General features: G+C 71.4%; 18 protein-coding genes. All 18 read right to left on the bottom strand.

The window, feature by feature from the left end:
* Positions 1-32: 32 nt before the first annotated feature.
* Positions 33-869, bottom strand: coding sequence for an RNA polymerase sigma factor WhiG (gene whiG, locus ACIBK8_RS03060; protein ID WP_399039732.1), 837 nt, complete (start codon positions 867-869; stop codon positions 33-35).
* A 350-nt stretch (positions 870-1,219) separates the two neighbouring features.
* Complete coding sequence (gene dprA / locus ACIBK8_RS03055) at positions 1,220-2,500, bottom strand: DNA-processing protein DprA (RefSeq protein ID WP_399039731.1); 1,281 nt, start codon at positions 2,498-2,500, stop codon at positions 1,220-1,222.
* 115 nt (positions 2,501-2,615) lie between these two features.
* Positions 2,616-4,226: a YifB family Mg chelatase-like AAA ATPase gene (locus tag ACIBK8_RS03050; RefSeq protein ID WP_399039729.1), complete on the bottom strand. Its 1,611-nt coding sequence runs from the start codon at positions 4,224-4,226 to the stop codon at positions 2,616-2,618.
* Positions 4,226-4,546 carry a YraN family protein gene (locus tag ACIBK8_RS03045; RefSeq protein WP_399039797.1) on the bottom strand — a complete coding sequence of 107 codons (321 nt, stop codon included), beginning with the start codon at positions 4,544-4,546 and terminating at the stop codon, positions 4,226-4,228. Before ACIBK8_RS03045 ends, ACIBK8_RS03050 begins: the two co-directional genes overlap by 1 nt.
* A gap of 417 nt (positions 4,547-4,963) precedes the next feature.
* Positions 4,964-5,272: a DUF2469 domain-containing protein gene (locus ACIBK8_RS03040; RefSeq protein WP_003980220.1), complete on the bottom strand. Its 309-nt coding sequence runs from the start codon at positions 5,270-5,272 to the stop codon at positions 4,964-4,966.
* A 38-nt stretch (positions 5,273-5,310) separates the two neighbouring features.
* Positions 5,311-5,835 carry an NUDIX hydrolase gene (locus tag ACIBK8_RS03035; protein ID WP_399039727.1) on the bottom strand — a complete coding sequence of 175 codons (525 nt, stop codon included), beginning with the start codon at positions 5,833-5,835 and terminating at the stop codon, positions 5,311-5,313.
* Entirely contained in the window at positions 5,828-6,625 is a 798-nt protein-coding gene (gene lepB, locus ACIBK8_RS03030; RefSeq protein WP_399039796.1) for a signal peptidase I, read from the bottom strand. The genes ACIBK8_RS03035 and lepB (ACIBK8_RS03030) overlap by 8 nt, the downstream gene beginning before the upstream one ends.
* 52 nt (positions 6,626-6,677) lie before the next feature.
* Positions 6,678-7,643: a signal peptidase I gene (lepB, locus tag ACIBK8_RS03025; protein WP_399039795.1), complete on the bottom strand. Its 966-nt coding sequence runs from the start codon at positions 7,641-7,643 to the stop codon at positions 6,678-6,680.
* Entirely contained in the window at positions 7,585-8,640 is a 1,056-nt protein-coding gene (gene lepB / locus ACIBK8_RS03020; RefSeq protein WP_399039726.1) for a signal peptidase I, read from the bottom strand. Before lepB (ACIBK8_RS03020) ends, lepB (ACIBK8_RS03025) begins: the two co-directional genes overlap by 59 nt.
* Positions 8,633-9,397: a signal peptidase I gene (gene lepB, locus ACIBK8_RS03015; RefSeq protein WP_399039725.1), complete on the bottom strand. Its 765-nt coding sequence runs from the start codon at positions 9,395-9,397 to the stop codon at positions 8,633-8,635. The genes lepB (ACIBK8_RS03020) and lepB (ACIBK8_RS03015) overlap by 8 nt, the downstream gene beginning before the upstream one ends.
* Positions 9,398-9,492: 95 nt before the next feature.
* Entirely contained in the window at positions 9,493-9,840 is a 348-nt protein-coding gene (rplS, locus tag ACIBK8_RS03010) for a 50S ribosomal protein L19 (RefSeq protein ID WP_227049335.1), read from the bottom strand.
* A gap of 132 nt (positions 9,841-9,972) precedes the next feature.
* Positions 9,973-10,782 carry a tRNA (guanosine(37)-N1)-methyltransferase TrmD gene (gene trmD, locus ACIBK8_RS03005; protein ID WP_399039724.1) on the bottom strand — a complete coding sequence of 270 codons (810 nt, stop codon included), beginning with the start codon at positions 10,780-10,782 and terminating at the stop codon, positions 9,973-9,975.
* The gene (gene rimM / locus ACIBK8_RS03000) at positions 10,782-11,327 is read right to left on the bottom strand and encodes a ribosome maturation factor RimM (protein WP_399039723.1); all 546 of its coding nucleotides are present in this window, start codon (positions 11,325-11,327) and stop codon (positions 10,782-10,784) included. The genes trmD and rimM overlap by 1 nt, the downstream gene beginning before the upstream one ends.
* Before the next feature lie 244 nt (positions 11,328-11,571).
* Entirely contained in the window at positions 11,572-11,811 is a 240-nt protein-coding gene (locus ACIBK8_RS02995; RefSeq protein ID WP_393687625.1) for an RNA-binding protein, read from the bottom strand.
* A 2-nt stretch (positions 11,812-11,813) separates the two neighbouring features.
* On the bottom strand, positions 11,814-12,254 hold the full coding sequence (gene rpsP, locus ACIBK8_RS02990; protein ID WP_392373123.1) for a 30S ribosomal protein S16: 441 nt from the start codon (positions 12,252-12,254) through the stop codon (positions 11,814-11,816).
* Between the two features lie 156 nt (positions 12,255-12,410).
* Positions 12,411-13,001 (bottom strand): hypothetical protein, encoded by a 591-nt coding sequence (locus ACIBK8_RS02985; protein ID WP_393687624.1) that lies wholly within the window; start codon positions 12,999-13,001, stop codon positions 12,411-12,413.
* 422 nt (positions 13,002-13,423) lie between these two features.
* The gene (ffh, locus tag ACIBK8_RS02980) at positions 13,424-14,974 is read right to left on the bottom strand and encodes a signal recognition particle protein (RefSeq protein WP_399039722.1); all 1,551 of its coding nucleotides are present in this window, start codon (positions 14,972-14,974) and stop codon (positions 13,424-13,426) included.
* 106 nt (positions 14,975-15,080) lie between these two features.
* Positions 15,081-17,555 carry a [protein-PII] uridylyltransferase gene (locus tag ACIBK8_RS02975; RefSeq protein WP_399039721.1) on the bottom strand — a complete coding sequence of 825 codons (2,475 nt, stop codon included), beginning with the start codon at positions 17,553-17,555 and terminating at the stop codon, positions 15,081-15,083.
* Positions 17,556-17,599: the final 44 nt, after the last annotated feature.

The following is a 17,599-nucleotide window of genomic DNA, read 5'->3' as shown; positions in this document are numbered from 1 at the left end:
TCGGCGGACGCGCCGGATGCCGACCGGGGTGTTCAGCGGCCGACGTCGGCGAGTTTGGCCCTGAGTTGCAGCACGGATTTGGTGTGGATCTGGCTCACCCGGCTCTCGGTGACGCCGATGACATTGCCGATCTCGGCGAGCGTGAGGCCCTCGTAGTAGTAGAGGGTGACGACCGTTTTCTCCCGGTCGGGGAGGGTGTTGATGGCGCGGGCGAGCAGTCGGCGCAGTTCGCGGTCCTCCGCGATCTCGACGGGGTTGTCGGCGGCCGTGTCCTCCAGGGTGTCCATCAGGCTCAGTCGCTCGCCGCCTTCGCCGCCGGCGTGCAGGAGTTCTTCGAGGGCGACGACGTTGGCGAGGGAGAGCTGGCTGAAGACGCCGTGGAGTTCTTCCAGGGCGATGCCCATTTCGTGGGCGACCTCGCTCTCCGACGGGGTGCGGCGGAGTTGCGCTTCCAGGGTCGCGTAGGCGCGTTCGACGGCGCGGGCCTTTTGCCGTACGGAGCGGGGGATCCAGTCCAGCGCGCGCAGTTCGTCGATCATGGCGCCGCGGATGCGGGTGATCGCGTAGGTCTCGAACTTGATGGAGCGTTCCGGCTCGAATTTTTCGATGGCGTCGATCAGTCCGAAGACTCCGGAGGAGACGAAGTCGGCTTGTTCGACGTTGGACGGCAGGCCGACGCTGACCCGGCCGGCGACGTATTTGACCAGTGGGGAGTAGTGCAGGATCAGCTGTTCGCGCAGTCGCCCGTCGCCCGTCGCCTTGTAGGAGCGCCACAGCTCGTCGACCGAACTGGGCGCGGCGGGGCGCACGCTGCCGCGCGCGGCGGGTGGTACTGCCGCGCGGTCAGACCCGGAGGTGTGCTGGGGCATTCGTCGCCTTGAGCCGTTCTGCCGAGACACGGGTGGGGGGATGTATGACAATTGAACCGATTGTGAGCGTAGCGTGACTGTGCTGTCGCGGTGCGCAAGGGAGGGTGGGCAGATACGTTCCGCTGCCCGCACCTCAGGGTTACCCGGCGCGGCGGATCGACGGCCGGGCGGGGCGGCGGGCGCAGCACCTCGGGGGTTCGTGCGGCCGGCCGCGACGACGCGACGGACGGTATCCCGCGTGCCCCTCACGCCACATCGGCCTCTCCCAACGGGTCGACTCCGCATACCGAAGCAAGGCAAACCTGGATTCTGCGGTCATTCCCCTCACCCTTTCACCCGTTCGCCCCAGGTCAAGTACCGCCTCGCCGGGAACCTTCGGAGGTCTCCGTTCGTCGCGCCAACTCCCAGCGGTCGCCGCACCTTTGAACGAACCCGAGGGATTGCAGTTCCAGCAGCCTGCCGTGCGCGACGTCCCGAGGTGTGCCCGATTCGCGGGCGACCTGGGTGGTGTCCACGCCGCCACGGGCCGGGAGGGCCTCCAGAACCCGGGCGGCGACGGGTTCCAGGAGGTCGCGGGCACGGACCGGTCCGCGGATGTCGGGGGCCAGGTCGCCGATACTGCCGACGAGTTCGACGATCTCGTCGGCGTTGGTGACCACTGTGGCCTCGCCGCGCAGGAGTTGGTGCACACCGGCGGACAGCGCGCTGGTGACGGGGCCCGGTACGCCCATCGTGAAGCGCCCCATTGCCTGCGCCCGCCGGGCGGTGACCAGGGAGCCGCTGCGGTGTTCGGCTTCCACGACGACGGTGCCCCGGGTGAGGGCGGCGATGACGCGGTTGCGTTGGATGAAGCGGCTGCGGGTGGGGTGATCGCCTGGCGGTAACTCGGCTATGGCCAGGCCCTGTTGGGCGATGCGTCCGATCAACTCGGCGTGTCCGCTGGGGTAGGCGCGGTCGACGCCGGAGGCGAGGACGGCGATGGTTGCGCCGTCCCCTGCCATCGCGCCGCGGTGGGCTGCCCCGTCGACGCCGTACGCGGCCCCGGAGACGACCGTCCAGCCGCGGTCGGCCAGGCCGGCACCGAGGGTGGCGGCGAGGTGGGCGCCGTATTCGGTGCAGGCGCGGGCGCCGACGAGGGCGACGGAGCGCAGTGCCCACAGGCGGAGGTTGGCCGTGCCGCGTACCCAGAGGCCGGTGGGGCGTGCGTCGCCCAGGTCGTTGAGCTGGCCGGGCCATTCCTCGTCGTCCGGGCAGACGAACCGGCCGCCGAGTGCGTGGATGGTGGCGAGGTCGGCTGCGGGGTCGGCCCGCGCGGCTCGGAGTCGCAGGCCGGCGAGTTTGGTCTTGCTCGCGCGTTGCGGTGGTGGTCCGTCACCGGACAGTGCGCGCCACAGGGCTACGGGGCCGAGTTCCCGCAGCCAGCCTCCTGCCGTCTCGTCACCCGGTTCGATGATGCGGGTGAGGGCGGCGCGGGCGAGGCGTTGGGGTTCGTGGTTGGCGTCCGCGGCGTGCTGCGCCGGGTGGTCATTCGCCGTGGGCGGTGCGGGGTGGGCCCCGTATGGCTCGTGGTGGGCAGGAGGTTGTGCCTCGGGTGGTCGGTGGGTGTGCCCTCGCTCGTCCGCGGTGGTCATCGCGTCCCCCTTCGTCGCTCGCTTCTCCTGGCGGTGCGTCGTCCGCCGCCGCGGGGCAGTCGTTCCTGATCGCGCGGCGACGGGGCAGGAGCGAGGCCGTGGCGGCGTGCTCGGTTCATGTCGTCGCCTTGGCCGCCGGTACGCCCCGCCGTACGCCGGTGCGGAGTTCCAGGGCCCAGTTGACGTCCTCCGCCGTGGGGCGGTCGTGGCCGGCGAGGTCGGCGGCCGTCCAGGCGACGCGGAGGACGCGGTCGAGGCCGCGGGCGGTGAGCAGGCCGCATTCCAGGTCGCGTTCCGCTTGGGCCAGGGCGCCGGGGGTCACGTGCCATCGGGTCCGCAGTTCGTGACCGGGGACATCGCTGTTGGTGTGCCAGGGGGTGCCGGTGAACCGGTCGGCGGCGCGTTCGCGGGCGGCACGGACGCGCTCGGCCACTGCGGCGCTGGGTTCGGCGCCGCGGCCCAGCGCCACCAGCTCGGAGCGGGCGACGGGCTCCACGGTGATCCGCAGGTCGACGCGGTCCATGAGGGGACCTGAGAGGCGGGCGCGATAGCGCCTGATGGAGGACGGGCGGCATTCGCAGCCGCCGCCGGTGCTGCCGTGCCGCCCGCAGGGGCAGGGGTTCGCGGCGAGGGCGAGCAGAAAGTGCGCGGGCATCCGCATCATGCCGGAGGCGCGGGCGACGACGACATGGCCGGCCTCCAGGGGCTGGCGCAGTGCGTCCAGGACGCGGGCGCTGCATTCGGCGGCTTCGTCCAGGAACAGCACGCCACGATGGGCGAGGGACACGGCCCCGGGGCGGGGCAGTCCGGTGCCGCCGCCGACGAGGGAGGCCATGGTCGCGGAGTGGTGGGGTGCGCAGTAGGGCGGGCGGTCGACGAGTGGCTGGCCCGGTGGGAGGGTGCCGGCGACCGAGTGGACTGCCGTGACTTCCAGCGACTCCTTGGGCGACAGGGGTGGCAGCAGTCCCGGGAGGCGTTCGGCGAGCATGGTTTTGCCTGCTCCGGGTGGCCCTTTCAGGAAAATGTGGTGGCGTCCTGCGGCGGCCACTTCCAGGGCGCGACGTGCGGTGTGCTGCCCGGCGACGTCCGCGAGGTCGGGTGTGTGGTCGCCGGACGGCAGCCCGGCTCCGACGCCGGTACCGGGGACGATGAGGCCGGCCAGCAGGGGGTCGGGGCGGCCTTCCTGGGGCATCGCGTCCTCGTCGGGTACGGGTTCGTCGGCGAGGACGGCGATGAGTTGGCGCAGGCTGCGGACGCCGAGTACGGAGACGCCCGGGACGAGCGAGGCTTCGGCGGCGGTGCGTTCCGGTACGACGACTTGGCGGTATCCGGCGTCAGCGGCTGCCAGGACGGCGGGCAGTACGCCGCGTACGGGCCGGACGCGGCCGTCGAGTCCCAGTTCGCCGATCATCATCAGGTCGGTGAGTTCGCGGGGGTCGAGGCGTTCTGCGGCGCCGAGGACGGCGCAGGCGACGGCCAGGTCGAAGCCGCTGCCTCCCTTGGGTACGGAGGCGGGGCTGAGGCCGACGGTGAGCTTCTTCTGGGGCCACTCGGCCCCGGAGTTGGCCACGGCGGCACGCACCCGGTCCTTGGATTCGACGAGGCTCTTGTCCGGCAGGCCGACGAGGGTGAACGCCGCGACACCTGGTTCCAGGTCCGCCTGGACCTCGACGACCACGCCTTCGACGCCGACCAGGGCGACCGAGCAGGTGCGGGCGAAGGCCATCACGCCACCCCTCGGACGTGTTGGACGACCGGTGCGCCACGGGCCGGCAGGAGGACGCCGATCACGTCGATGCGGACGCCTCCCGGTGGGGGTCCGCCGTGCCGTTCGAGCCAGCGTTCCGCCAGGAGTCGCAGCCGCTGGGTCTTGGCGGCGCGTACCGCGGCCATGGGGTGTTCGTAGGCGGCGGCGCGGCGGGTTTTCACCTCGCAGACGACCAGGGCGTCGCCGTCCGCCGCCACGATGTCGATCTCCCCCTCGCGGCAGCGCCAGTTGCGGCTCAGGATGCGCATGCCGCTTTCGGTGAGGCGGCGGGCGGCCAGGTCCTCTCCGTAGCGTCCGAGTGCGCGCCGGGGGTCGGTGGTGGTGGGGGTGACGGTGTCGGGCGTGCCCGTGGTGTGCGGGCTTCGGCTCCGGGTGGTTCCCGTCGTGCGGGTTGCGCGTCGGTGGGCTGCCGGCGGGGCGGTGGCCGGTGGGCCCGGCCTTCTCCCGGTCGGCGCCGTGCGCCTGCGCCTGGCCCCGCCGGGGGAGGGAGCGGGTCCTGCGGTCTTCGGGTCTGCGGTCGGCTTGCCGGGCTGCATGGCGTTCATGCGGTACCACCTCCGGCACCGACTGTGACGCTTCCGCCCGGATCCATTGGATCTTGGTGGATAACTGCCCGGCTGTGGATAACTCGCTCACCCGAACGGGCAGCGATCACGGGCGTCAGCGGTCGGTAGAGCCGCCCCGCTCCCCCGGTGTCAGCTCCCCGGAAGGTCCAGATCGCTCTTGTTGAGCTCTTCGATGTTCACGTCCTTGAAGGTCAGGACGCGGACCTGCTTGACGAAGCGGGCGGGCCGGTACATGTCCCAGACCCAGGCGTCCGCCATCGACACCTCGAAGAAGACCTCACCCTGGACGGAGTGGACCTGCATCTCGTAGTCGTTGGTGAGGTAGAAACGCCGCTCCGTCTCGATCACGTACTTGAACAGCCCGACGACGTCGCGGTACTCCCGGTAGAGCTTCAGCTCCATCTCGGTCTCGTACTTCTCGAGGTCCTCGGCGCTCATGGCAGATCCCCTTCAGCCGTGCGTCCCCCCATTGTGCGTCAGGCTCGCTCCGTCTCCAGGGCCAGCGGCGCACTGGGGGGCCCTTCGTCGAGCAGCGTGCGCAGCAGCCCGGCGAGTCTGGTCGGGTACACCGTCTCATGGGACGCCGACAGTTCCTCCACGGTCCACCACCACAGCCCCGAGAGGCTGCGTCGTTCCAGGTCGGTGTGGCCGCGGGTGTCGGTCGCGGTGCGGTCGGTGCGTCCCAGGTAGTACCACTCGTCCTGCACCCAGCGGCGGCCGTCGAACGGGAACGAGCAGCGGCGTTTCCACAGGACGGGGCCGAGGTCCGCGTCGGTGATGCCGGTTTCCTCGGCCAGTTCGCGGCGGGCGGCCTCCTCGTGGGTCTCGGTGCCTTCCAGGCCGCCGCCCGGTGTGAACCACCAGGTCTCGGTGGGGTGCGCGGGTTCGAAGCCGTGCAGCAGGAGGATCCGGTCGTCGGGGTCGAGCAGGATGACCCGGGACACCTGGCGCACCTCGGTGGCGGCCCCGCCGTCGGCCGGCCGCTGTTCCTGGTCAGCCATGGGCACGGCCCTCGCTCACCGGACGTTCCGCGCCGTCACCGGCACCCCCGTCACGCCCCGCACCCGTGCGCCCCTTGCGTCCCGCCCGGCGCACGAGGGGTCCGTACGCGGCGCCGCCCAGGATGAGCACCGCGCCGGCGACGACCGCGTACGTCAGGGGCTGCAGCGGGCCGGGCTCCGACGTGCCTCCGGGGAGGCCGTCGAAGGCCGTGGGCCGGTCCAGCATGCCGATGCTGTCCAGCGGCCAGGCGAGGCCGTCCACGCGGGCCTGTACGGCGCTGCGCGGGACGGATCCGTGGTCGCCGTCGGTGACGTGGGAGCGGGAGTCGAGGGAGTCGTTGCGGTGGTCGCCCAGGAGGAAGAGCTGTCCGTCGGGGACCTTGGCGGTGAAGCCGGTGGGCGAGGCCAGGTGCGCGTTCTGCAGGTACGGTTCCTCGATCGGCGTGCCGTTGACCGTCAGCCGGCCCTTGGTGCAGCAGGAGACCTTGTCGCCGCTCACGCCGACCACCCGCTTGACCATCGGCAGGTCGCCCCACACCGCGTCCTTGAAGACGACGACGTCGCCGCGGCGGATCTGTGCGCCGTCGACCTTCTCGGCCAGGACGCGGGCGCCCGGCGCGATCGTCGGGGCCATCGAATCGGTCGGCACCGTATAGGGGCGGTAGAGCACGGCCGCCCAGAGGAAGCCGCCCAGGAACAGCACACAGCCGACGGCCACGGCCAGACCGGACAGCACGCTGCCCTTGGTCCGGCCGTGGCCGTCGGTCCCATCTTCCGTACCGCTGACCATCCCAGCTCCCACCCCGCGGGCGCGGCCCGCGTCGAAGATCTGGGACGGCACCCTACCTGGGGGTACGTTCCTTGGTCAGCCTCTTGCGACGCCACAGAACGAGCGGGACGGCGCCGACGAGGCCCAGCGCGGCCGGTGTTGCGGCCATCGCCTTGTTCAGTCCTGCCTGGTCGAAGGTGTCCGGCACGGGCAGCGTCGACCAGCGGTTGATCGGCCAGGCGACGGTGAAGGCGCGGCCGACGACCTCGTCGACCGAAACCGTGCCGTTGCCCTTGAGGTTCTGGTGGTAGCGCGAGTCGAGGGAGTCGTCACGGTGGTCGCCCATGACCCAGATCCGGTCCTTGGGGACGTGGATCGGGCCGAACGCCCGGTCGCCGCAAGGGGTGTTGCCCGGGAAGATGAACGAATCCTCCTTGAGCGCCTTGCCGTTGACCTTGACCGGCCCCGTGCCCTGGCATTCGACGGTGTCACCGCCGACCGCGATGACCCGCTTGATGAGGTCCTTCTCCTCGGCCGACGGCATCAGGCCGATGAAGCTGAGGACCTTTTGGACGGGGTTGGGCTCGGGGGTGGGCGTTTCGTTGAGCCAGCCGCCCGGGTCGTGGAAGACGACGACCTCGCCGCGCTCCGGCTTGGACCCGAACCACGGGGTGAGCTTGTCGACCAGCACCCGGTCGCCCCGCTGGAGGGTGTCCTGCATGGAGTCGGACGGGATGGAGAACGCCTGCACCAGGAACGTTTTGATCAACAGGGCGAGGATCAGCGCGATGCCGACCAGGATCGGCAGCTCTTTCCAGAAGGCACGCGGCTTCTTGGCGCTCTTCGTACCCTTCCCGCCACTCACGCCGTTGCTCTCCTCATCCACCGGGCGGCGGTCCGCTGCCGGTCCTTGCGCTGCCTGCTGTGACTGTCCCTCGGGATGCGACGGATGCACGGAACTCGCTGCCGTCTGCGCGGACTCACCGCTTCCCGCCGGCTCTTCGGGCCCTTCGGTTCCGGACCGCGCGCCGACCGCCAAGTCCCCCACATCCACTCCTCACTCCACGCTCTCGCCCACCCGTCAACCGGTGCAGGCCCACCACTCCCATAACGAGCGGGAGTTCCGCAGGGGTCGGGAGTTCGGTCAAAGACTCGGGCAACACCCTATGCGGGTCCGCCGCGGCCGATGCCCCCGCACCCGGCGCGTCGTGCACGTTCGCGAAGGTGTCGGGCTCTTCGAGTTCACGCCAGTGCTTGAACGGCCAGGCGATCACCACGGCTCGTCCGACGACGTTGTCCTCGGAGACCGTTCCGTGGTCGGGCTCGTCCAGGTGGTAGCGGGAATCCGCCGAGTTGGAGCGGTGGTCGCCCATGACGAAGACCCGCCCGGTGGGGACGTTCACCGTGAATTTCAGCTGGGAGGGCGGGTTTCCGGGGTTCACGTACGGCTCGGTGAGCGGAGTTCCGTTGACCGTAAGTTTGCCTTGTTTGTCACAGCACTTGACGGTATCGCCACCCACACCGACCACACGCTTGATCAGATCTTGTTCATCGGCCGACGGCAACAGGCCGATGAAGGTCATGAATTCCTTGAGCTGCTTGACCCCCGCCGGGTCCGGGGCGGCCTTCTTCAGCCCGTCCTTCTTGAGCCAGCCACCGGGATCCTTGAAGACGACGACGTCGCCGCGCTCCGGCTTGGACCCGAACCACGGGGTGAGCTTGTCGACCAGCACCCGGTCGCCGATGCGGATCGTCTGCTCCATGGAGCCCGACGGGATCACGAACGCCTGGACGAGGAAGGTCTTCAGAACCAGGGCGATGGCCAGGGCCACCCCGATGAGGATGGGGATTTCCTTGAGGTACGAGCGCCGTCTGCGGCGTTTGATGCGCCGCGCCTGCCGCCGCCGCTCGGCACGTCCGCCGGTGGGCCGTCCGCCCGCCCTGTGCCCGTCTCCCCCGCCCTCGCGGCCGTCCACGTCCGGCTCGCCGTCGGCGGCCTCCTGGAGCCCGTGCCGCGGACGCCCGCGGCTACCCATGCGGGCCTGCCGGAGCCGGTACGGCGTCGAAGGCGGGCGGACGGTCGATGCCGGTCCAGCGGCTGAACGGCCAGCTGATCCAGTCCGCCCTGCCGATCACCTTGTCGACGGGTACGGTGCCGCCGCCCGCTTCGCCCAGGTGATCGCGGGAGTCCCGGGACCGTGCCCGGTGGTCCCCCATGACCCACAGCTTTCCCTGTGGCACCACGATGTCGAAGGGCACCGAGGACGGCGCGTTCCCCGGATACACATAGCCCTCCATGACGGGCTTGCCGTTCACTTCGATCCGCCCCCGTTTGTCGCAGCAGGTCACCCGGTCCCCTCCGATGCCGATCACGCGCTTGACGTAGTCGGTATCGGCAGGCCGGGCCAGTCCCAGCGCCGCGCCGGCTCCGCGCAGCAGCCCCGCGACGGGATTCTCCTCCGACTCCCTGTGAACGAAAGACCCCGTGCCGTCGAAAACGATCACATCGCCCCGGCGCGGCTCACCGCCGAAGCGGTACGCCAGCTTGTTGACCAGCACCCTGTCCCCGATCTTCAGGGTGTTCTCCATGGAGGAGCTGGGGATCAAAAAAGGCTGGACGACGAAGGCGCTCAGCAGGAGCAGGAACGCCAGACAGATCGCGAAAAGGGTGACGGGCCGGAAGCGGAGCCCGGCCAGGGCGGCGAGAAAACGCGCGGAGCGCGACCGGTGCTCCGGCCCCTGGTCGGGGGCGGGAGAGCGGTCGCGCTCCGAGAGCTGTGCGTCGGTGTCCATCGGGCCCTGAGCCTATCCGGCCGGGTCCGGGCGCCGTACGTGAGCCTGGTGAGGCGTTGCCGGGGCGCGGAAGGACGCGGCCCCGGCGGCACGACTCAGTTGTCGCGCTTCTCCTTGATCTTCGCGGCCTTGCCGCGCAGCTCACGGAGGTAGTACAGCTTGGCGCGACGGACGTCACCGCGGGTCACGAGCTCGATCTTCTCGACGATCGGGGTGTGCACGGGGAAGGTGCGCTCGACGCCGACGGAGAAGCTGACCTTGCGGACCGTGAAGGTCTCGCGCACGCCGGCGCCCTGACGGCGGATGACAACGCCCTTGAACTGCTGCACACGGGAGCGGTTGCCCTCGATGACGCGGACGTGGACGTTGACGGTGTCACCCGGGCGGAAGGCCGGGATGTCGCTGCGCAGCGACGCGGAGTCGACGGAGTCGAGAAGGTGCATGACCTACTGCTTTCTTCGTTGATGCCACAGGTCATCAACGGGATATCGAAGATGATGTTCGGATGCCGTTCCGTCGGGCGGACGTCGTTCCCCCTGTGGCAGGGGCGCGCGCCGGACGCACACAGCAGCGGCCTATTCTTCCACGGCCCCGTCCGTCCGCCCAAATCGGCCGTCCTCGCCCGGCGCCCAGCCCAGTGCGGCGAGGATGGCGCGGTCCTTCTTGTCGAAGGCGGCGGGATCGGCGCGCTCGATCAGGTCGGGACGGTTGCGGTCGGTGCGGCGGAACGCCTCGTCGCGGCGCCAGCGCGCGATCTTGCCGTGGTGACCGCTGATCAGCACCTCGGGGATGCCGCGCCCGCGCCACTCCGGGGGCTTGGTGTAGACGGGCCCCTCCAGGAGGTCGGCCATCGCACCGGGGGCGAACGAGTCGTCCTGGTGGGACGCGGCGTTCCCGAGCACTCCGGGGAGCAGCCGGGCCACGGCCTCGACCATGACGAGGACGGGGGCCTCACCGCCGGCCAGGACGTAGTCGCCGATGGACACCTCGCGGACGTCGACGCGGTCGCCGTACTCCTCGATGACGCGGCGGTCGATGCCTTCGTAGCGGGCCGGGGTGAACACCAGCCAGGGCTTGGCGGAGAGTTCGACGGCGAGCTGCTGGGTGAAGGGTTCGCCGCTCGGGGTGGGGACGACGATCACCGGCTCGCCGTCGCCGGACGCGAGGACCTCGTCCAGCGCCTCACCCCAGGGCTCCGGCTTCATGACCATGCCGGGCCCGCCGCCGTAGGGGGTGTCGTCGACGGTGTTGTGCTTGTCGTGCGCCCAGTCCCGCAGGTCGTGGATGCGGACGTCGAGCTGCCCGCGGGCGCGGGCCTTGCCGACGAGTGAGACGTTCAGCGGTTCGAGGTACTCGGGGAAGATCGTGACGACGTCGAGCCGCATCAGCTGTCCTCGCGGGTCGACGCGATCTCGGCCTGGCTGTCGTCCAGGAGGCCGGGCGGCGGGTCGATGACCGCGCGCTGCTCCTCCAAGTCGATCTCCGGCACGATCTCGGCGACGAAGGGCACCATGACCTCGCTGCCGTCGGGCCGCTTGACGATCAGCAGGTCCTGGTAGGGCAGGTGGGAGACCTCGGTGATCCGGCCGACGGCGGTGCCGTCGCGGGTGACGACGTCGAGGTCCATCAGCTGGTGGTCGTAGAACTCCTCCGGGTCGTCCGGGACCTCGTCGGGGTCGACCTCCGCGATGAGCAGGATGTTGCGCAGCGCCTCGGCGGCCGTGCGGTCGCGTACGCCCTCGAAGCGCAGCAGCAGCCGGCCGCTGTGCACCCGGCCGGTCTCGATGGTCAGCGGCCCGGCGGAGGCCGGTTCGGTGGCCAGGACGGCTCCAGGACCGAGCCGCAGCTCCGGCTCGTCGGTGCGTACCTCGACGGTGACCTCGCCCTTGATGCCGTGGGCGCGGCCGATCCGCGCGACTACCAGCTGCACGCTGCTCCCTCTTTGCGGCTGAGCCGCCGCCGCTCTCGCGGATGCGGCCGAGGAACGTGTGGGTTCCTCGATGTAATGGTGACGGAGATGGGGTGATGTTGTCGGACGGCGGCGGCCGGCGGGGCGCACCGCGCGTACGGCAGGGCCGCCCGTCGTCCCGGCGGGCGCGGGCGGCACCCGGCGGACGACAAAGGCCGGGGACGGCTCGAAAGCCTTCCCCGGCCCGAGCCGGTGCTCAACTTCTTCAGCGGACCTGGTCCACGTCGACGAGGTCGACGCGGATGCCCTTTCCGCCGATGGCGCCCACGACGGTCCGCAGCGCGCGGGCGGTACGGCCGTTGCGGCCGATCACCTTGCCGAGGTCGTCGGGGTGGACCCGGACCTCCAGCACGCGCCCGCGGCGCAGGGTGCGCGAGGCTACCTGCACGTCATCGGGGTTGTCGACGATGCCCTTGACGAGGTGCTCGAGGGCCTCCTCGAGCATGCTCAGGCCTCGGTCGACTCGGAGGTGGACTCGGCCGCAGCCTCGTCCGCCTTCTTGTCAGCCTTCTTCGCCTTCGGGGTGATGGCCTCACCCTTGGGCTCGTTGCCGGAGTCCTTGGCAGCGGCCTCGAAGAGGGCGCGCTTGTCGGCCTTCGGCTCGGCGACCTTCATCGGCGCCGGGGCCGGCAGGCCCTTGAACTTCTGCCAGTCGCCGGTGACCTTGAGGATGGCCATGACGGGCTCGGTCGGCTGCGCGCCGACACCCAGCCAGTACTGGACACGCTCGGAGTCGACCTCGATGCGCGAGGGGTTCTGCACCGGGTGGTACAGGCCGATCTCCTCGATGGCCCGGCCGTCACGGCGGGTGCGGGAGTCGGCGATGATGATGCGGTAGTGAGGCGCGCGGATCTTGCCCAGACGCTTCAGCTTGATCTTGACTGCCACGGGAGTGGTGTCTCCTGGTCTTGACGTGGTGGGGCACAACGGGATGCCACGTGGGGTTGCGGTACTCGGTATGCCCGATGGACGCGTCAGCCGGAGGAGAGAGGGGTCCTGTGCGACTGTCGAGTACAGCTGTCCATTGTGCCACACGCCGTCGGGTCAGCCGACCGCGGCCACCTCGGGGATCCGGAAGGGCTTGCCGCAGCCACCGCAGACGATGGGCGCCTGGGCCAGCACGGACGGCACGACCCGGACGTTGCGTCCGCAGTCGCAGACGGCCTTGACGCGTACGCCGCCTCCGGAGGAACCGTGGCGCGCGGCCGGGCCGCGGAAACTGCGGGCGCTGTCCGTGGCGGTCGCCATGGTGTGCGCCTTGAGGGCTCTGCCGAGCCGCTCGATGGTGGGCCGGTAGCGGCGCCTGGCTTCGGGGTTGAGCGTGACCAGGGAGAAACCGCTGCTGGGATGCGGTTCGTCGACGTGGTCCAGACCCAGCTCCTCGGCGATCGTCAGGAACCGGCGGTTGTGGTAGCGGCCTGCACGGGAGGTGTCGCGGATGCCGCGGGCTGCGGCGATGCCGTGGACTGCCTCGTGGAGCAGCCGTTCGAAGGAGAGTTCGGCGCCACAGGCGGACGAGGACTCTCCGATCAGGGACTCGGGCGCGGCCAGGTCCGGCAGCTCGGGGTGGTGCCGTTGAATATCGGCCCAGGCGAGTGCCAGCTCGGCGGCGAGAACAGGCGGTGTCGTGCTCACGTCGTGACAACGAGCCGGGGTCGCCCAGTGTTCCGATTCCGGGCCATCCCAAATAATTTGCACGTACCAGTCAGTTTCTGGTGAAGGGGCGCGCCGGGGGCGGGTGCCGCGATCTGTACGCAAGACGTGCACGGCGCATCAAGCCGGTACGTAACCCCGCGTACACCACGCGCCGCATCCGGGGCACACGCCGGTCGCGCGGCGTGGTCGCCACCGTCCCGTACACACCGTAGGGCCCGCGTGAACGGCGGGTGGGACCGGGTGGTGACGGGCGGGCGGCGAGGCCGGCAGCGGGCGGGTGCCGTCAACGGGCGAGCCCCCGGCCGGGGGTCCGGCAGGGGGCTCGCGTGGGGCGTTCCGTGCGGCTGCGTTCCTGCCGTCGGCCGGTGGTGGCGGTGTGACGGCAGGGGCCGGGGTGCGGCTCAGCCCATGAACTTCTTGAACTCCTCCGGGAGTTCGAAGTTCTGCGGGTCCTGGCCGTCCTGCGGCAGGCCCAGCGGGTTGCCGGCCTGGGCGGCCTCGCGGCGGGCCGCAGCCGCCGCCTCGTCGGCCTTGCGCTTCATCGGGTTACCGCTCTTGCGCTTGCCCTTGGCCTGCTTGACCTGCTTCTTCTTCTTGGCGCCGCCGCCACCCATGCCCGGCATCCCCGGCATGCCCGGCATGCCGCCGCCCTGGGCCATCTTCGACATCATCTTGCGGGCGTCGAAGAACCGCTCGACGAGGTTCTTGACGGCGCTGACGTCGACGCCTGATCCCTTGGCGATGCGGGCGCGGCGGGAGCCGTTGATGATCGTCGGTTCCTGGCGCTCGGCCGGGGTCATCGACTTGATGATGGCGGCCGTGCGGTCGACCTCGCGCTCGTCGAGGTTGTTGATCTGGTCCTTCATCTGGCCCATGCCGGGCAGCATGCCGAGCAGCTTCGAGATGGAGCCCATCTTGCGGACCTGTTCCATCTGGGCCAGGAAGTCGTCGAGCGTGAACTCCTTCGGCCCCTTCTGGAGCTTGGCCGCCATCTTCTCGGCCTCGGCCTGGCTGAAGGTCTGCTCGGCCTTCTCGATGAGCGAGAGCATGTCGCCCATGCCGAGGATGCGGGACGCCATGCGGTCCGGGTGGAACGCGTCGAAGTCGTCCAGCTTCTCGCCGTTGGAGGCGAACATGATCTGCTTGCCGGTGACGTGCGCGATCGAGAGCGCGGCACCACCGCGGGCGTCGCCGTCGAGCTTGGAGAGGACGACGCCGTCGAAGCCGACGCCGTCGCGGAACGCCTCGGCGGTGTTGACCGCGTCCTGGCCGATCATCGCGTCGACGACGAAGAGGATCTCGTCCGGGCTGACCGCGTCGCGGATGTCCGCGGCCTGCTGCATCAGTTCCTGGTCGATACCGAGGCGGCCCGCGGTGTCGACGATGACGATGTCGTGGACCTTGGTCTTGGCGAACTCGATCGAGTCCTTGGCGACCTGGACCGGGTCGCCGACGCCGTTGCCCGGCTCGGGCGCGTAGATCGCGATGCCGGCGCGCTCGGCGACGACGGAGAGCTGGTTGACGGCGTTGGGGCGCTGAAGGTCGCAGGCGACCAGCAGCGGGCTGTGGCCCTGGCCCTTGAGCCAGTGGCCGAGCTTGCCGGCGAGGGTGGTCTTACCCGCGCCCTGGAGGCCGGCCAGCATGATGACGGTCGGCGCGGTCTTGGCGAAGCGCAGCCGGCGGGTCTCGCCACCGAGGATGCCGACGAGCTCCTCGTTGACGATCTTGACGATCTGCTGGGCCGGGTTGAGGGCCCGTGAGACCTCGGAGCCGCTGGCGCGCTCCTTGACCTGCTTGATGAAGGCGCGGACGACGGGCAGCGCGACGTCGGCCTCAAGGAGGGCGATACGGATCTCGCGCGCCGTGGCGTCGATGTCCGCCTCGGAGAGGCGGCCCTTGCCCCGAAGGTTTTTGAAGGTACTCGCCAAGCGGTCGGAAAGCGTATCGAACACGGCGGTCGTCGATCCTCGGGGTCGGGGGCGGAGACAATCGCCTCCTAGGGTATCCGGCCCGGCAAGCGTGCCACCCTGGCCGGTCGGATTCGCCCGGACGGCCCCGTCAGCGCAGGGCCCTCTCCACCGAATCGGCCAGCGCCGCCGCTTCCGTCTCCGTCAGCGGCGAGCCGTCCTCGTGTGTGACGTAGACGGTGTCGACCGCGTCCGCGCCCAGGGTGCTCACGTGCGCGCTGCGCACCCGTACCCCGGCCGCGTCCAGGGCGCATCCGATGCGGTGCAGCAGGCCGTGGGTGTCGTGCGCGCGGACCTCGATGACGGTGGCGGTGCGGGAGCTGCCGGGGACGGCGGTGACCCGGGGCGGCGGGGCGAGGAGTGCGCGGGAGCGGCGTGCGTAGGCGCGTTCGCGTTCGGCGAGGCGGGCGGGGATGTCGAGGGAGCCGTCGAGGGCCCGTACGAGGTCGGCGCGGAGCCGGGCGGCCTGGGGAAGTGAGCCGTATGCGGCGGCCACCCGCCAGCTGAGGAGGAGGACGTGGCCTTCGCCGACGGGGTCGATGGCGCGCAGGTCGGCGGCGCGGACGGTGAGGCGGTGCAGGGCCAGGACGCCGGTGGCGGCGGCGAGCACACCGGGCCTGTCGGGGACGGCGATGAGCAGTTCGACGCCGACGGGCTCGGGTGCGGCGGTCGCGTCCTGCGGTGTCGCGGCGGGCGGGTCGGCGCGGGGGTGCAGGGCGAGGACGGGTTCGCCGGTGCGGGCGGCTTCGACGGCCAGCCGTTCCTGTTCGGCCGTCGGCGCGTCCGTGCCGCTCTCCGCCGCGGGTTCGCCCGCGAGCTGTGCCGCGACGCGGCGGACGAGGTCGGCGACGAGGCCGCCGCGCCAGGCGCTCCAGGCGGCGGGCCCGGTGGCGAGCGCGTCGGCCTCGGTGAGGGCGTGCAGCAGTTCCAGGGTGCCGGTGCTGCCGACGGCGGTGGCGACGGCGGTGAGGGTGTCGGGGTCGTCGAGGTCGCGCCGGGTGGCGGTCTCGATGAGCAGCAGGTGGTGGCGTACGAGGGTGGCGATGACGGCGGTGTCGTGGCTGTCGAAGCCGAGCCGGGTGGCCGTGTCGCGGGCGATGGTCTCGCCCGCGACGCTGTGGTCGCCGGGCCAGCCCTTGCCGATGTCGTGCAGCAGGGCGGCGACGAGCAGCAGGTCGGGGCGGTGCACGCGGCGGGTGAGTGCGGCGGCCCGGACGGCGGTTTCGACGAGATGGCGGTCGACGGTCCAGGTGTGGACGGCGTTGCGCTGCGGGCGGCAGCGGACCCGTTCCCAGTCGGGCAGCAGCCGCGTGACGATGCCCTCGGCCTCCAGGGATTCCCACACGGGCACGGTGGGGGCGCCCGCGCCGAGCAGGGTCACCAGCTGTTCGCGTGCCTCGGCCGGCCACGGTACGGGCAGGGCCGCCCCGGCGGCGGCGCAGCGGCGGACGGCGTGCAGCGAGAGCGGCAGCCCGGCCTGGGCCGCGGCGGCTGCGGCGCGCAGGATCAGGGCCGGGTCGCGTTCGGGCCGTGCGGTGCGGGCCAGTACGGCTTCGCCGTCGAGTTCGACGACGCCGTCGGCGAGCGGGGAGCGCTCTCCCCTGCCCGCGGTGCGGCTGCCGCTGAGCAGGCCGCGCAGCAGCGGACGGACGGACCGGGCGCGCAGTACCCGGCCGGCCTCGCGCCAGGTGACGTCGGTGGCGTAGGAGATCGTGCGGGCGGCTTCGTAGGTCTGCCGCAGCAGGGTGTCGGCGTCGAGCACGCCGAGGGCGGCGGCGACCTGGTCCTGTTCCTGGAGGGCGAGCCGGTCGGTGGCCCGGCCGGTCACCAGGTGGAGCGCGTCGCGGGTGTCGAGGAGGCGGGTGCGGGCGGCTTCGAGGCCGTCGCGGGGGGCGTCGGCGAGCCAGGAGGCGGCGACGGCGCGGAGTGCGGTGGCGTCGCGCAGTCCGCCGCGGGCGTCCTTGAGGTCGGGTTCGACGAGGTATTGGAGTTCGCCCTGCCGGTCGGCGCGTTCGCGCCACAGGTCGTGGAGTTCGGGCAGCCGCTTGGGTGCGCTCTCGCGCCAGTCGGCGTAGGCGGTGGTGCGCAGTGCGGCGGTGAGTGCGGGGTCTCCTGCGATGTGCCGGGCGTCGAGCAGGCCGAGCTGCACCTTCAGGTCGTCGCGTGCCGCCTTGCGGGCCTGGGCGGGGGTGCGGACGGAGTGGTCGAGGTCGATGCCGAGGTCCCAGACGGGGTACCAGAGGTGGTCGGCGAGTGCGGCCACGGCGGCGGGTCCTGCCCGGCCGTCGTGGAGCAGGAGGAGGTCGAGGTCGCTGCGCGGGGAGAGTTCGCCGCGGCCGTAGCCGCCGACCGCGACGAGGGCGGCGCCCGGCACGCCGGATGCCGCCGACGCCGCGGTCAGCAGGGCGGCCAGCCAGTCGTCGGTGAGCCGGGCCAGTGCGGCGCGGCGGTCGGGGCCGCGCGATGCGGGGTCCTGGAGGAGTCGCAGCCGGGCGCCCGGGTAGCCGCCGTCCTGGGAGGCAGGGTGCGGTGCGGGTGCGGCGGTGTCCTCGGCGCTGTCGGTCAACTCGGGTGCTCCTCGGTCGTGGTCCCCCGCGTGTTTCCGGCCCC

This window comes from Streptomyces sp. NPDC050161, from assembly GCF_044460025.1.
Taxonomy (GTDB): Bacteria; Actinomycetota; Actinomycetes; order Streptomycetales; family Streptomycetaceae; genus Streptomyces.
This window is presented reverse-complemented; position numbering and strand designations above follow the sequence as displayed.